Source organism: Natrinema sp. H-ect1 (assembly GCF_041821105.1).
In the GTDB taxonomy this organism is placed as follows: domain Archaea; phylum Halobacteriota; class Halobacteria; order Halobacteriales; family Natrialbaceae; genus Natrinema; species Natrinema thermotolerans.
The window spans coordinates 62,747-78,700 of sequence record NZ_JBGUBA010000011.1 but is presented as its reverse complement, the minus strand read 5'-3'; the positions used below and the strand labels follow the sequence as shown (position 1 = coordinate 78,700).

Annotated in this window: 10 protein-coding genes; 4 read left to right on the top strand and 6 right to left on the bottom strand. The window is 60.5% G+C overall.

What is annotated here, in order from left to right:
• Nucleotides 1-1,083 precede the first annotated feature (1,083 nt).
• Complete coding sequence (locus tag ACERIM_RS16815) at nucleotides 1,084-2,499, top strand: orc1/cdc6 family replication initiation protein (RefSeq protein ID WP_373633535.1); 1,416 nt, start codon at nucleotides 1,084-1,086, stop codon at nucleotides 2,497-2,499.
• Nucleotides 2,500-2,903: 404 nt separating this feature from the next.
• Here ACERIM_RS16815 and ACERIM_RS16810 read toward each other — a convergent pair whose 3' ends face one another.
• Entirely contained in the window at nucleotides 2,904-3,671 is a 768-nt protein-coding gene (locus tag ACERIM_RS16810) for a hypothetical protein (RefSeq protein WP_049905409.1), read from the bottom strand.
• 500 nt (nucleotides 3,672-4,171) lie between these two features.
• On the opposite strand from ACERIM_RS16810, the gene ACERIM_RS16805 reads away from it, so the two are divergent.
• Nucleotides 4,172-5,566 carry an ATP-binding protein gene (locus tag ACERIM_RS16805; protein ID WP_373633534.1) on the top strand — a complete coding sequence of 465 codons (1,395 nt, stop codon included), beginning with the start codon at nucleotides 4,172-4,174 and terminating at the stop codon, nucleotides 5,564-5,566.
• Nucleotides 5,567-5,679: 113 nt separating this feature from the next.
• On the opposite strand, the gene ACERIM_RS16800 is transcribed toward ACERIM_RS16805, so the two are convergent.
• Both ACERIM_RS16800 and ACERIM_RS16795 read right to left on the bottom strand, forming a co-directional pair.
• Nucleotides 5,680-6,165 carry a hypothetical protein gene (locus tag ACERIM_RS16800; protein ID WP_006648138.1) on the bottom strand — a complete coding sequence of 162 codons (486 nt, stop codon included), beginning with the start codon at nucleotides 6,163-6,165 and terminating at the stop codon, nucleotides 5,680-5,682.
• On the bottom strand, nucleotides 6,162-7,052 hold the full coding sequence (locus tag ACERIM_RS16795) for a ParA family protein (protein WP_373633533.1): 891 nt from the start codon (nucleotides 7,050-7,052) through the stop codon (nucleotides 6,162-6,164). Before ACERIM_RS16795 ends, ACERIM_RS16800 begins: the two co-directional genes overlap by 4 nt.
• Nucleotides 7,053-7,989: 937 nt before the next feature.
• Here ACERIM_RS16795 and ACERIM_RS16790 point away from each other — a divergent pair.
• Entirely contained in the window at nucleotides 7,990-9,168 is a 1,179-nt protein-coding gene (locus ACERIM_RS16790; RefSeq protein ID WP_373633532.1) for a Fic family protein, read from the top strand.
• A gap of 59 nt (nucleotides 9,169-9,227) precedes the next feature.
• On the top strand, nucleotides 9,228-12,359 hold the full coding sequence (locus ACERIM_RS16785) for a PQQ-binding-like beta-propeller repeat protein (protein WP_373633531.1): 3,132 nt from the start codon (nucleotides 9,228-9,230) through the stop codon (nucleotides 12,357-12,359).
• A 117-nt stretch (nucleotides 12,360-12,476) separates the two neighbouring features.
• On the opposite strand, the gene ACERIM_RS16780 is transcribed toward ACERIM_RS16785, so the two are convergent.
• The 3 genes from ACERIM_RS16780 to ACERIM_RS16770 form a co-directional block, all read right to left on the bottom strand.
• Nucleotides 12,477-13,628: an ABC transporter permease gene (locus tag ACERIM_RS16780; protein ID WP_373633530.1), complete on the bottom strand. Its 1,152-nt coding sequence runs from the start codon at nucleotides 13,626-13,628 to the stop codon at nucleotides 12,477-12,479.
• Between the two features lie 80 nt (nucleotides 13,629-13,708).
• Nucleotides 13,709-14,893, bottom strand: coding sequence for an ABC transporter permease (locus tag ACERIM_RS16775; protein WP_373633529.1), 1,185 nt, complete (start codon nucleotides 14,891-14,893; stop codon nucleotides 13,709-13,711).
• Nucleotides 14,894-15,021: 128 nt separating this feature from the next.
• Nucleotides 15,022-15,822 carry an ABC transporter ATP-binding protein gene (locus tag ACERIM_RS16770; RefSeq protein WP_373633528.1) on the bottom strand — a complete coding sequence of 267 codons (801 nt, stop codon included), beginning with the start codon at nucleotides 15,820-15,822 and terminating at the stop codon, nucleotides 15,022-15,024.
• Nucleotides 15,823-15,954 lie beyond the last annotated feature (132 nt).

Sequence of the window (15,954 nt, the reverse complement as noted above, 5' to 3'; positions counted from 1 at the left end):
TACAGACGACTTCTCGTTTCACAACTGTCCTATCCGTTACTCTCGGTCCAGAACGATTGAATCAGTGGTGTCTGTCTCCCTCCGAACGGCGGAACGTCTGAATGGGTGGTGTGTTTGGTCCCACGGCGGTTACGATTGAATCGGTGGGGGGGTCTGGAGCCGACCGACCTCGTTAGCCGGTCCTACGCCCGGTTTGTTGGCAGTATTCGCGATTGATGCTACCGAACGTATGGTCTTAACCAACAAAGAGGGAGAGAAGACTACTGTTGGTTAAGGCGCTGGAACCAAACTGCCTTCGGCGCTACGTGAGAGAGCTATCAGACACGCCTCTATCGAAGTGTCTCTGGGAGTCGCTCACGGATATCTTGAGTCCGAACGACTGATCGATGAGGAACGAATCGAGAAAACTCGAGCGAAGCGGGATACCCCTCTATCGATCTGTTTCCGATCAACCCGTTTCGTTCGAGAGGGTGCTGTCCGAGAGGGAACGGCCGGATGGGGAGACAGAGACACCCCTTTATCGATGTGTTCGAAGTGTTCGTGGAACGGTGAAAATGAACGAGCGGACGAGAAGAAAAGACACACTTCCTCGAGGATGTGGGCTAAGAAGCGGTCTAAGAGATGACTGAAGACGGTTCTGTGTTTGAAGAACGTTTTGCGGTATCGGAAGTGGAGTCGAACGGCAGCAGAACACATCGATGAGATCCCAACACATCGATAAAGGGGTGTAGGGGTCCCTAGTCTAGTCCTAGACTAGTATTGTAGTAGTAGTAAAGAAGAAGAGACAACTGCTAAAGCGTCCTTCCACCTTTTCCAGTGATTTCATGCGCTTTCAATGCTCTCTAGGCTCTCCAGTACTAATCGCAGTCGCTGACCACCCCCACCCCTTCGACACTTCGAACACATCGATAGAGGGGTGTCTGTCTCGATGTATTCCGCCGGAACACTTCGTCGCTCGCATTCTTCTTCTATCGATCCTTGTTCGACACGACGTGAAATATTCCGACCTCGTCGACTCAGCCGATGAAATACACATCGATAGCGGTGGGAACACTTTTGTCCCTCCTCTGTATGGTCCATCGTATGGACGACTTTGATGCTCCTCGGGACGAGACGGGGACATCAACGGACGAATCGCCGGACGAGTCTCCTTCTCCCCGTTCGGAGATCACTTCTGGAGCGGACGAACCGCCGGTGAACGGCGACGCACAGACGATCGAGGAGATGTTACTCGAGTTCGATCACCAGGACGGACTCATCCGCGACCGATCGCTCCTCGATCCGAACCACATCGTGTCGGAAGAGCGTATCGTCGGCCGCGACCGGCAACTCAAGGAGGTCACGAAGATGCTTCGCGTCGCGCTCGGCGACAACCGGCCGCCGAACCTCTTTCTTTACGGGCCCTCCGGCACCGGCAAGTCACTCATCACGAAAGCCGTCTGCAAAAACATCAGCACCATCTGTGAGACGCGGGACATTCGGTTCGGAACGATCGAAGTCAACTGCCAGGATCTCGATACGCTCGGCGTTGCGGTCTACGAACTGGCGAGTCGCGCCGCTGAGGAAGCCGGCGTCGAGGTCGACGTCCCGAAACACGGCGTCGCGACGAAGGAAAAGTGGGACGAACTGTATCGGATCGTCAACGAGAACTTCGACTCGGCGGTGTTCGTCCTCGACGAACTCGACATGCTCGTCGGCCGACGCGACAAGCAAGAGCCGGCGTTCTCCCGGCTTCTCTATCAGCTCTCTCGAGCCGGCGCGAACAACGATCTCACCGCTCACGTCTCCGTCGTCGCGATCTCGAACGACACGAAGATGATGGAGTCAGTGGGGAGCCGAGCCCTGAGTTCCTTTACGCCCGAAGACGTCCACTTCGACGACTACGATGCGAACCAACTCCAGTCGATCCTCCGCCGGCGGCGGGATGCCTTCTACGACGATGTTCTCGACGAAGACGTCATCCCGTTGGCGGCGGCGTTCGCCGCCCAGACCCACGGCGACGCTCGCAAGGCCATCGATCTGATGCGCGTCGCCGGCGAACTCGCGGAACGGGAGGGCGACGAGCGCGTTCGCGAGGGCCACGTTCGTGAGGCCCAGGACAAGGTCGAGAAGAACCGCGTCCTCGAGGTCGTCCGTGGGATCAGTACCCAGAAGAAGCTCTGTCTTTACGCGACGGCCGCCGTCGCCGCCGAAACTGACGACGAGTCCGCCCGGAGTACGACCGGCTACCGCGTATACCAGTTCCTCACCGACGCGATCGACGCCGAGCAGTACCACCAGGAAACCTACGTCAACAAGATGAAAGAGATGACGACGTACTCGCTCGTCGACTTCGAACGCCGAAGTCACGGTCCGAGTTCTGGCATGTTCCTCGAGTTCCAGTTCGGCGAGCGCCCCGAAACGATCCTTGAAACGCTTCGGGAGGACTCACGTATTGACACGGTTTCGGCGGACGAAGTCTCGAGCGTCGTCAAAGCACAGGTCCGAAACGAGAACTGACCTGCTGGTTCGCCAGCCGGTCCGTCGACACACACCCCTATCGATGTGTAATTCGCGTTCTCACTGCCTGAGGATCGACTGACTGACTCTCACATATACTATGATTATTGACTACCCTGTTTACTTTTCATCTCGTATGAATGCTAGTCTCTCCCTCAGAAACTGCGACTTTCGTTTCCACCTGACCACACACCTCTATCGAAGTGTTCGGCACCGGGTTCCGTCTGCACTCCTTGCAGGACACCCCGTTATCGATGTGTTCAACGCGGTTCGATACGGAGTCGCAGTCGGTATTGGTGTGTTTCTCCTTTGTTGAACCCCTCAGACGGTGATCGGTTTCAGAAAAGCAGCTGAATAGATCGCGCAGGTCTATTTTATCAGCGGTAGGTGTCAGTAAATATTGCTTATTCTTGCTCGTCAAGGCGGTAGGTAAAGTCGTACTTCGTACTCCCACCAGACCCCTGTACAATTGTGATTTCTCCGGTCCGATCCGTTCCGCCCCACTCGGCGTTGCTGTCCTCAGGAACCGCAAAGGGTGCATACGTTGTCTCGAACGGTGCTGTCTCCCCCGGTGAAACGACTAAATCCGAACGGTTCGGGGACTGTGGGCGACTCGGCCCGGTTCCCAGTACTCCCGGCCCAAACCCAAGCGCCGAGAGGTCGAACGATTCGTGCTGTGGATCAACTGTCGGATTGGGAACGTCCCCGGAAATAGCGACGAACCGAACGAGTAGCGGCGTTTCGCCCTGATTCGTGATATCGAACTGGGCTTGCCCTTCTGGTCCGACGTCGACAGCGGACGTGTAACCGTGTGCGGGTCCCTTCCAGATCCACTCGGTGACCGTCCCCCTAGCCGTTTTCACCTCGAGATGGAGTGATTTCGTGGCGTACGTCTCTAGGCGGTCGGGGAACACCACCTGAAACCGGCAGTTCGACGGTGGCTGTTCTACAGTCGCATACTGTGTATCGCTCGAGGAATCGTAGATGCTGGCCTGCTCAATGTCGAACTCCTCGCTGAGTTGGACGACCAACTCGGTTTCCTCGTAGTGGTAACTCGTGATAACTGATTCGGCATCAGGGGGATCATTTCCAAACGACAATGATTCAGTACAGCCCGCTACAGTCCCGAATACGGCGGCACTGAGCGTAGCGAGGACCCGACGACGATTCATACTATATGTTGTAGAACTGCCATTCAAATACTTTCTCCAAATCGAACTGCGGACATATTTGTTACGTCTCTCAGCGAGAGATTCAACAAGACCTGCGCTTCGAATTTCGGTACTGTTGGGCCGTGCCATATTGGTGCCGTCTCGGTGTCCTACTGCTCGAGTACTCCGAAGGGGGAGAAACGAGTCGGAGCCATCCGTTCACCTATTACAACTGTTCTGACTTTTATACCTGTTCAATCTATTTCACTTATTGCACCTATTGCACCTATCCTTTTGTGGTGGGCGGAAATCTCCCGGAATATAGGATCGAGCTACCGGAAACGGCCCTCGGTCTGGTTGCCGTTCGATCTCCTTGGACTGGTTACACGCTTTGACGAACTGTTCCTCGCTACGGAAGTCAGGTCGATGTCGCCAGACGATTCGATCGGTGTCAGCCCACCATTGCGGGGCGCGAGTGACGAAACGCATAAGTCATTATCGCGATAATCATTATCCAGAGTATGACCTTCTACGACCGGGTCGATGAACTCGACGCCCTCGAAACGGCACTCGAGTCGCCGGGCCACGAGTTCTACGTCGTCTACGGGCGCCGCCGCGTCGGGAAGACCGAACTCCTCAAGGAGTTCTGTTCCGACCGGCCGCACATCTATTTCCTCGCGTCGCAGGAGGCCGAACACCGCCAGCGGGAGAAATTCGTCGAGCAAATCGCCGGCCACTACGACGATCGCGTTCCGCGCATCGGGGGGTGGGACGAGGCCTTCGACTACCTCGCCGAGAAACTCGCGACGGAACGACTCGTCGTCGTCATCGACGAGTTCCCCTATCTCGTCGCGGAGAACGACTCGCTCCCGTCGTACATTCAGTCGTTCGTCGACGAACACCTGCAGACGACGCAGTCGATGCTCGTTCTGTGCGGCTCGAGCGTCAGCACCATGGAGTCGGAGGTTCTCGGTCACGAGAGTCCGCTCTACGGTCGCCGTACGGGACAGATCGACCTCCAGCCGTTTTCCTTCCAGCAGGCTCGAAATGTCATCGCATACGACATCGACGACGCGATTCGCTCGTATGCGATCACGGGCGGGACGCCGATGTACCTCACCTTGTTCGATTATACACGGTCGCTCGCCGAAAACGTCCGGTCGCATATTTTGACGCCGACGGCTGTCCTGTACAACGAACCCGAATTCCTGCTCCGGACGGAGTTGCGAAATCCCGCCCGGTACATGAGCATTCTCGAGGCCGTCGCAACGGGCCATACGACGCCAAACGAGATTGCCGGCGCGACGGGTATCGGGTCGGGACCGCTGTCGAAGTACCTGCAGACGTTACGTCGACTGCGGCTCATCGATCGTGACGTCCCAGTGACCGCCTCTGCCAAGCAATCGAAGCGTTCGCGGTATCGGGTCGCGGACGAGTTCCTGCGGTTCTGGTTCCGATTCGTCGAGCCGAACCGATCCAGTATCGAAGAGGCTCCCGGTGTCGTCTACGACGGGACTATCGAGCCGAATCTTCCCGATCACGTCGCGTCGACGTTCGAGGACGTCTGTCTGGAAGCCGTGTGGGAGGCGATCCGACGCGACGAACTCGGGCCCTACTCGGAGGTTGGTCGGTGGTGGTACGGGGAAGACGAAATCGACATCGTCGGTCTCGCGCCGGAGGACGACCGCGTACTGCTCGCGGAATGCAAATGGACGTCGGATCCGGTCGGCCCGGCGCTCGTCGACTCGTTGCGCGACAAAGCGACCCGCGTTCGATGGGGACCGGACACGCGTACCGAGGAGTTCGCGCTCTTCTCGAGGAGCGGGTTCGTCGACGGACTCTCCGACGAACTCGACGATAACTGGTCGCTTTTCGATCTCTCCGAGATGGACGCTCTTCTCACACCGGACCAGTAGGTCCGGAGCGGGTCACGGACTGTCGTTGTCGATCGTTCCAAGAACCGTCGTCTGGAGGTTCCATTAGTCGGCCGCCCCCGTAGAAAGCCATGCCGTTCAGCGGCTGGGGACTGTCACTGCTCTCCTGCTTGTCGCCGTTCCTCGAGGACGAGTTCGGCGATCCGTTCGGGTTCCTCGTTTGCGAGTCGGAGGACGGCGTCGTGAATCTCTCGGGTTTCCTCGTCGATAACGTCCGCCTCAGCGAGTGTCGGGACGATCGTCGTTCGGATCGCGTTCTCGAACTCGTTGACCGTCTCGGTGCGAGCGTAGAACGGCTTCTGTTTGACCTCGCTGTATTCGAACGCCGGTCCCGTTTCCGCGGGTGACGCCGGTTCGTCGGTCGTGTCCGTCGTACTCTCTGCAGCGGACTCGATGTCGGGTGATGGTTCCGAAGACGGCTCGTTGTTCGGACTCGAGTCGGACGCCGTCGGCTTCGAAGCGGCCTCATCGGTTTCTCCTGGTGGCGATTCTGCGTTGGACTCCGTTTCGGTCTCGGTGGTCGAGTCGGCCGTCTCGGTCTCTTCGTCGTCTGCCTTGAGATCGTCGAACGGATTGCTCATCGTTGCACCCCTCCAGTAGCGACGATCTCAGCCAGTTCTTCGTAATACGGAATCTGGTCGTTCTCCGGATCGTAATCCTGAAGCGGTTGGTTATGCTGGAGCGACCGCGACAGGGCCGACCGATGGCGAATCCCCGGCTTCGGCGGGCTCGTCTCGCCGGCGTCGATCGCGTCGAACTCCTCGGCGGTGATCCGGGCGAAGTCGGGCACCGCCTCTTGGAGCGGCTGTCCGGGGTTGACCTCGTAGGTCGCCGTGTTGAGGTTCTCGAGGAGTTCTCGATCCTCGGTCTGTTGGTCGATCCGGTCCGAGAGCTTGTTCGGGATGACCGCCAGCACGTCGACGTCGATGTACTCCCGTGCCGGTTCGATGAGTCGTTCCATCGTTCGCTTGTAGCCGCCGATCGCGCTCGAGCCCGGCTCGATCGGGATCATGACGTTCCCCGTCGCGACGAGGGCGTTGTTGTTGAGCATTCCCGGATACGCCGGACAGTCGAAGACCACGTAGTCGTATTCGTCACCGAGCAGCGGATCGACGATTTTCGACTTGATCCGTGCCGAGCCCTGCATCGCGCCGGCGAGATCCTTCTCGACGTCCTCGAGGGTGTTCGAGGACGGTAGCAGATCGAATCCGTGGTCGGTCGAGCGGATCAGGTCGTGTGGCGTCGCCGACCCCTCGAGGATGACGTCCCCGAGATTGGTCTCGCTCTGGTATGCCTCTTCGAAGCCGAGCCCGTTCGTCGCGTGACCGTTCGGATCGAGGTCGGCGAACAGGGTCGTCCCGCGCTCGGAGAGTTGGCGCGCGAGGTTCATCGAGGTTGTAGATTTCCCGACACCGCCTTTCAGAATGACCACGCTGACGGCGCGTGGTTCGGCTGTTGACTCATTCATTGTTATATTTGCTCGTTCTGTTGCTTCGCAATAGGAACCTATTGTCTTGGAAGGTCCCGTCTCAACCTATTGAGACCGTATTACATTCCTGAAGGATAATTCTACCTATTGCAACTCAAATGGGTTGGGTAGACACAGCAGGTGAAATAGGTGGAGTAGGTTCAATAGGTTAGGTAGGTGAGATAGGTTGGGAAGGTGGTGCTAGAAAGGTACCTATTGTAGATTGTGTGCCTGGTAAGGGAACCTACCCTACTTCTCGTCCCTAGGGAGGCTAACTGTAGCTGGCTGTTGGACCGATTTTGCAACAGCTCTCACAACGAGCAGCGGAATTCTCCTATTATATCCATTCTTTCTATTGTAACTATTCTACCTATTGTTCTATTAGCTGGCACGCACTTCTCTCGAATCTCGGCAAAATTGCGCCACTCGGAACCAACTCGACCCACCGCTTTTTCGACGGTGGGGAGCGACATGGAGTCGTAGCGAGTCGCGTCGGAGTACCTCTCCGCGTGGTGGCGAGCCTACTGCCTCAGATTGCCGAGTCCGGGGCTCGAACGAGGAGGTGTTAGTGCCGTGACCGTGGGTCGAACGACTGCTCGACAAACGGAACACTGACAGCGTGACCAGCAACGTGAGCGTTCAGCTTCGCCGCTGCTGGCGACTCTCTAATCGTCGCATCATCATACCCTGCCTCGCTAAATGAACCTGCTGTACTTATTGCTGTCCTCGAAAAGTGAGTTCGCGGACACGGCATACTGCAAGAACTCACGCTAGATCGTAGCTGCATACAATCCACTGATACACAACGAGACCCCCTTCTGAGATCGTTGTTTGCATTCGATGTCACTGGATTCGCCTATGCCAGATCAATGAGGCCACTATTTGCATTTAGGACCGTTAGATTCAACTATGACGGATCAATAGAGCAGTTACGTGCATGGAGGGGACGGAAGTTCAAGAGTCGGCACCTGGCGAGCTCATCTCCTACGGGAGAGAGTCGTACTACAAGCCGGATCCACTACCGCCCTCGCGCGACCTCGCATTAAATAGGGACTTCTACGACCTACTCGCCGATGCCACGTTTTGGCTCGGCAAACTCAGCGGTGTCAGTCTCGAACTTGACTTTCCGCCCGTCCTCTACACGTCGCTTCTACGGAAAGAAGCGATGGAATCTGCCGAGATCGAGGGGGCTGATGTCGACTATAATGCTCTTTACAGCCTCGAGACGCGGAGTCTCGACGAAGCCGAGGACGGATATTCTATCGAACCAACGAGTGACACAGATACCAAGGACACGCAGGAAGTCCTCAATTACGAGCAAGCTGTCGAAGACGGTATTGAGATACTCGACAACGGGGGAGAGATTTCTGTTTCGTTTCTTCACGATCTTCACGAAACGCTACTCACGGACGTTCCGGACGACCGCGTCGATACCGACACGATCGGTGCCTACAAGACGGTTCCAAACCACCTCGGAGACTTTCTGCCACCGGTTCCAGGCGAAGTTGACGGGCTGATGGACGCTCTGGTGACCTACTACCGGACTGGCGGGAGCTATCACCCGCTCGTAGATATCGCGCTCTTCCACTACCAGTTCGAAACGATCCACCCGTATGGTGACGGGAATGGACGACTCGGACGTCTGCTTATCACACTTCAGCTGTACGATGGCGGCCTTCTCGAGCGCCCGAACCTCTATCTCAGCGAATACTTCAATCGGAACAAAGCCACGTATGTCGACCGCATGGACGCTGTCCGATCCCGCGGCGACTGGGAAGAATGGATCTCATTTTTCGTGAAAGGCGTTGCCCAGCAGGCAGAGGAGTCCGTTACCCGAACGTTGGCACTAGACGAGCTACGACGCAGCTACGAGGAGGAGTACGGTGGCGTCCAATACGCGAGGAATCGCTTAGCGTGCAGTCTTTTCGAGCAGCCGTACGTAACGACCAAAACGGTCGCGGAGCGGCTCGACATCGAGCGATCGACCGCCTACCGTGCGATTGACACCTTGGAAGACGAAGGAATCTTAGAGGAAGTGACGGGCAAAGATCGCAACAAGGAGTATCGGGCGAAGGAAATATTCGAGATACTCGAGCGGCCGCCCCAAACGTATTGAGCTTTCATCTAGAACTGCGACTCGAGAACCCATTCGAATCTCTCATCGTCGCACTTGTGATGATCGAGTTTCGCCGCGAAATCGTTCGCGCGAACGAGACGACCGGCCGGGTCGTTGCCGCGGCTTCGGGTGGCATCACTGACACTCCCCAATCGGCTCTCGGACGGGACGGAAACGTCCTCCTCGCGCGCGGAGAGTACGGCCTGTCGACGGTTGCGAACGGCACTTCCTCCCCGATCTGGGAGTACTACGGACTCGACGAAATGAACGACGTCGCGACGACTGGAGACACGTTCTACGTCGTCGGCAGCGAGGGGTACGACGCGCCGAACGAACTGATCGCCGCCACGTTACCGAAAGCGTCGATCAGTACGACGCTCGACGGCCCGCAGCAGGTCCGTGCAGGTGCCGACGTGACCTACACGGCACGGACCGTCGGCGACGTGGCCGCCAGCAGGTGGACGCTCCCGAACCATACCGTCCGGAACGCGACGAACGTGACCGTTTCCCTCAGTCCGGGCGTTCACAACGTCTCGTACCGCGCAGAGACTCCATCCGGGTGGGTGGCGACCGACGAGCGTCGCGTCGCCGCGACGCTCTCTCCGTGGTTCGACTGGACCGGGACGGTTCCGGTCGATCGGACCGACAACGGTACCGCCGTCTTCGACGCGACTCACCTTGAGCCCGCAGTCTCCTCGATCGCGTGGCGCTTCGAGGACGGGACGACCGTAACGGGTGCGAACGTGACCCGTGACTACCGGTTCAGCGGCTATCAGACGGTCAGGGCCACCGTCACCGACGAGACGGGGTGGACGGCGACGCGGAACCTCTCCGTGTTGGCCTCGCGGACCGCCGAGAACTGGACGGCCGAGCTGCCGATCGATGACGGCGACCAGCAATTCGAACCGAGACCACCGGCGGGTGGCTTGCCCCTCGAACAGAGGCTGCCGACGGGCGAGTTCGATGTCGTCGATGGGCACGTCTACGCCGTCAATGAGGGCGAACTGACGACGTTCGATGCCGACGACGGCGGACGATTGTGGTCGTTCAGACCCGACCGCAACCGGGACGAGGACGAGGAATACGCGCAGATATCGTCCGCGACGACGACCGCAGACGGGGCGATCGTGACCCACTTCAACCTGAGTTCGTCCAACGGAGACCGAGCGTCATATCGCGTCCTCAAGCGTCTGAACGCGTCCGGCGAGACCGTCTGGTCGACGCGTCTCGGCCGGGCCGAGCCGGGCGACTCCCTCCTGGGCGATCCCGTCGTCGATGACGACCGGGTATACGTCGTAAGCGTCGCGGAGACCGCTGACGGACCCGAACCGATGCTGACCGCACGCGAGTTGGCGAGTGGCGACCCGGTCTGGAACACCACGATCGAAACGCCGCCGGAGCGAATCGCGCTCGACACCGAGAGCGGGACGATCGTCACTACCGGTTCCCAACGAGTCACCGCATACGACGCGAGTACCGGGACCGCGTCGTGGAACGCAACGCTCGAGAGCCTGCTCGAGACGCCAGACAGCTTCGAACAGAACGCCCGCGGACTCGTCGCCGAGAACGGGACCGTGTACGTCGCCGGGCAGAGCCCCTACTACCTCGAAGACGGGCAACTCCTCGGCAGTGGCCCGCTTACCGTCCGGGCGCTCGACGCGACGACTGGAACGCAACGATGGCACGAATCGGCGTTCTGGACCGGGAATCGCGTGAGCGACGCTTCGATAGCGACCGTCGACGAGACCGTCGTCGTCGGTGGGGGGCCGCATCTCGCCGGCCTGAACGCGAACGGGACCACCGTGTTCAACGAAACGCTACACGGCAACTACGAGACGCGACTCACCCCGGAGGGGCTCTCCGAAAGGCGGCGGCCCGCGAACGTGGTCGACCTCGCTACGAGTACCGGCCGACTACACGTCGTCACGCGTTCCGCCTTCCGAGATCAGGGCCGTCTCAGATCGACGGACGACGTCGCGTACCTGACCGATCCCGACCCGGCCTTCTCCGGCGGAACCGTCCGGACCTACACGCCGGAGGGTGGCCATCTCTGGACGAGTGCAGCGTCGCCTCGGACGGGTCGGCTCGCAGTCGACGACGACGGACTCTATCTGCGCGAACTGGGGCAAGTTCGGGCCCTCGAGCGGCCGGACGAGGCCCCGTTCGACGCCCGTATCGACGCTCCAAGTACCGTTACCGTCGGAGATGAAACCTCGCTCGTTGCGAACGCGTCCGCCGGGCTCGTGCCCGTCGCGAACGCTACCTACACGTGGGAGGTCGAGGGCGAGACCGAGACTGGCCGGACGGTGACGACGTCGTTCGATACTCCCGGTTCGAAGACGGTGGCGCTTACCGTTCGCTCCCCTTCGGGTCCGGAACGGACTGTTTCGACTAGTATCACCGTCGAGGCCAGCGAGAGCGGGGGCGGCGGCTTCGGTGGTGGACTTCCCGGCGGCGGTAGCGACGATGACGGAAGCGGCGAACTCGACGGGACCGAAAACGGTACCGGCGGCAACAATACTACTGCTGACCCCCTCGACGACATCTCCACGGACGATGTGGTCGTCACCGACATAACCGATGCGGACTCGGAGCGAGCTGGAACGACCGTCGCGATCGACGAAACCGATACCGTCGAAACGGTTACGTTCGACGCGGAGTCGCCGACGGGCCAACTCGAGGTGGCCGAGTACGACGAGCCGCCGACCGAACTCGCCGATGCAGTGAGGGGTGGACTTTCCGAGAACACCACCTCGACCGCGCCGTCGGTCGTGACTGCCGTCGATATCTCCCCCACGAACGATACCGTCTCGCGGTCGTCGGCGACGGTCGAACTCACCGTGGCTCGCGACGAGGTGAACGATCCGAGCGCTGCCGTCGTCGTACACGAGACTGACACCGGCTGGGAGCGCCTCGAGACGACCCTCGAATCGGCGGACGGAGAGTCGGTGACGTTCCACGCACGGACCGACTCGTTCTCGATGTTCGCAGTCGTCGAGCCGGAACCGAGACAGGACGGGTCGTCGACGGGAGCCGGCGCGTCGACCGACGCCGACCCCGTGACCGATGAGGACCAGCAGATCTCGGAAGACGGCAACGACGGTAGCGGATTCGGGGTCGTCGGGATCGGCGCTGCGATCGTTGCTGTCATCGCCGGAATCGTCGCGGTACTTGTCCGACGTGGACGCTGATTTCCTCTTCCACCCTGCGCTCCCGCTGATGGGGTCGCTCCTTGATGGCATGCTTGAACTCGTCCGGCGACCGGAATCCCGTCGAAGCGACCGCGAGGTTGTTCACGCCGCCTCGAGTCAGACATGAAGGGTATCGACGCGAGCGTCCCGCGCCACTCGCCACCCGGCGACGATCGCGCCGAGCGTCCCGATACCGACTGCGATAACGAGTCCCCCGACGTAGACTTCCGGCGGCGTCCGCAACAGGTCATCGAAGCCGACGACCCGTGCGGCGACGCGATCGAGCCCGAACGCGAACACCGGGGTCGCGAGGAGGCCGAGAAGTCCGCCGATCAGTCCAAGCGTCAATCCCTGTCCACCGACGAGACCGGCGAGGAACCCGCGTGACAGGCCGATCGCTCGCAACGCGGCGAGTTCTTCCCGCTGCTGGACGGCCACGAGGACGAGCGTGTTCACCGTCATGGCGATACCGGCTATCAGTGCTAACACGACGAGCGTCGCACCGCTGGCGAGGATTAGGAGATACTCACTCAGCAGCGACTCGAACTGTTCCTCGCTCGTCCGAACGTCGTACTCGGGATACGACTGCTGGATCGATTCGCTAACGGCCGCCCGGTTGGCATCCTCCGCCGTCGTGACCGTCACGTACGTCGCCCGATCGGTGCCGGTGGTTCCCGTGACCGTCTGTAGTTCGCTGAGGGGCATCGTCACCGTCGAGGATCCAAGGAACTGCGAATACGCCGAGGATATCCCAACGACCTCGAACTCGCGCTCGGTGGCACTCGAGCGACTCGAGCCGACGTAGAGCGTATCGCCGACGTCGACGTCGAATCGGTCAGCCGTTTGTGGATCGATGAGTATCTCTTGGCTCATCGGCCCGTCGTACGTGCCGTTCGCATAGTGGCTGTCCCCCTCCGAGAACCCGGTGCCGCGCTCGAGCGAGAGATCGCCGTGGGTGTTCGGAACGCCGAGCCCGGTTACCAGTTCGAGATCGTCCGGTTCCGTCCCGACGTAGACGCCGTGGAACGCAAGTGGCGACGCCGTCCTGACGTCGTCGCGTCGCTCGAGGTCCGCGGCGAGTCGGTGGGAATCGGTAATCGGGTTTTCGATGCCGCCAGTCGCAGTCAACTCGACGCCGTCGGCCGTGATCCAGATGTCCTGACCGGCCCGATCGAACCGCTCCTCGCCGGTCTGGAGGACGCCGAGGCCAACGCTTGCCAGAAGCGTGACGGCCAGTACGGCCAGTGCGATCGAGAGAACGACGAACACTGTTCGGCCGCGTTCGTGACGCACTTGCCGAAGTGTAAGACGAGCGATCGCGCGCATTTTCGTGAGTAGTCGGCGCATGCTTATCGCCCCAATTCAGTGACGACGTTCGTTCGTGCGACGAGGTAGAGCGGATACGGAAGTGCGAGGACGCCGGCGATCAGCGCGACGGCGACGGCATAGAGTCCGAACGCGGGACGGAGCGTCGCGATCGGCCCCGGCGCAACGGTCGCCGTCGCGACGTAGTTCGTGACCGAGACGCCGATGGTTCCAAGGACGATGCCAACCAGAGCGCCGGCCAGCGTCAGACTTAACGTCGTGACCGCGACAATCGCGAGCCTAGACCGGGTCGAGAAGCCGATCGCTGCGAACACGGCAATCGTCTGCCGGTCCTTGTCGATTGTCAGCGCCGCCGAGGTCGCGACGAATAGCGAACAGATCACGACTGCGACGATCAACGCGACCAAACTCGTCGCGAGCGCGAAATCGTTGCTCCGGATCGACGCCAACTGGCCGTCGTCACCCGCCTGGACCGTCGCGTTCGGATACGCGTCCGCCGCCGCCGACTCGACCGCAGTCGTCGACGCGTCCGGTCCGGTTTTCACGAGTACCTGATCGGCCAGATCATCGTCGTCGGCCCCCGATATCGACTGGAGTTCGCTCAAATGAAGCATGACGATCGGAAGCTCACCGCTTACACCGTTGGCTTCCGTGTCTTCGATAGCGGTCGCGGTGTACTCGGGTGAGCCACTGGTGGCCTCTCGATTGAGTGTCGCGGCCGCCATCGAACTTCCGACCTCGAGGGAATCGCCCTCAGAGGCGTTGATAGCGGCGGCCGCTTCGTCCGTCAGAACGACTTCACCGGTCCGAGCGCCGTCGTACGTTCCGTTCGCGAAATGGGGATCCCCCGGCTCGAGTGGGGCAGTCGAGACTCCCTCGATCGCGATCGGCTCGGCCGGCGGGACGACGCCCATCGCGAGGACGGTCTCCGTTTCGTCGCTCCCGTCGACCTGAATACGGACCGCTTCGACCAGAACCGGTGTCGCGTATGCAACGTCCTCGCGTTCATCGAGCGTCGCGGACGTCTCGTGAACGTTACCGAGTCGCGCGGTCTCGACGTCGATGACTGACGAGAGCGTCCCCCCGCCGGCCGGAACGATACGAACGTCGGCTTCGCTGTCGGCAGGCGAATCGGTCGCAATGCCGGCGGCGATTCCGGTCACGATCACCAGGAGGGCGATCGTAACGGCGATAAGAGCGACCGTCACGATCGTCTGTCTCGGTACGCGGCGAAGTCGTGCCACCAGCCGGTAGACAGCGATCCGGAAGAGTCCGACCCACCGACGAACCCGGCGGCCGCGAGGTCCACCTCGATTCCGTTCGGGGAGATCGCCGCTCATTGCTCACTACCGAACTGCTCCGTCTGCCGCACCTCTCCATCGAGGAGTCGCAGAACGCGGTCGGTCACTGCCATCGCACGCTCGTCGTGCGTCGCGACTAGTACCGTCCGTTCGTCCGCGACGTCGACGAGGAGTTCGAGGACTCGCGCTCCGGTTCCCGTGTCCAGTTCGCCCGTGGGTTCGTCAGCCAGAACGACCTCGGGGTCGGCGACCAATGCCCGTGCTATCGCGACGCGCTGTTGCTCACCACCGCTCAGCTCGCTCGGCAGGTGGTCCATTCGATCGTCGAGACCAACTTGCTCGAGTAACTCGGCCGCTCGCCGCTGCCGCTCGCGCCGTGCCACGCCACGTTCGATCAGTGGGAGGGCGACGTTGTCTCGAGCGGAGAGTGCTGGCAGCAGGTGAAACTGCTGAAAGACGAACCCGACGTGATCGCGACGCAGTCGCGTTCGCTGCGCTCCAGAGAGTTCCGTGAGGTCCGTCCCGAGTACGTCGACGGTGCCGTCACTCGGCTCGAGGAGACCGCCGATAACGTGGAGTGCCGTCGATTTGCCGCTCCCGCTTGGACCCACGAGGCCGACGACGTCGCCGGTGGCCACCTTGAACGAGACATCGCGGAGAGCCGTGACGGTTCGTGACGCCGTCGACCCGACGCCGCTCGAACCGGTCCCGTACTCGTGCGTCACACCATCACATCGGACGGCGACCGATGACGGCTCCGCCGTTCGATCAGCGCTGTCGCTGACCGGTCGCATTCGGGGCCTCTCGTTCTCGGTCGGGGATGAGTCGCGGGCCATTCGCTTGATTGTTCGAAGAACGCCGAGCGCCGACTCATTGTTTCGAGCCGCTTACCGAGCTTTGTATAATATTACAAGGCAGTAGTAACGGCTTCACAGGGCCCGCACACGCGGCGGCCGATCGTATCGCCC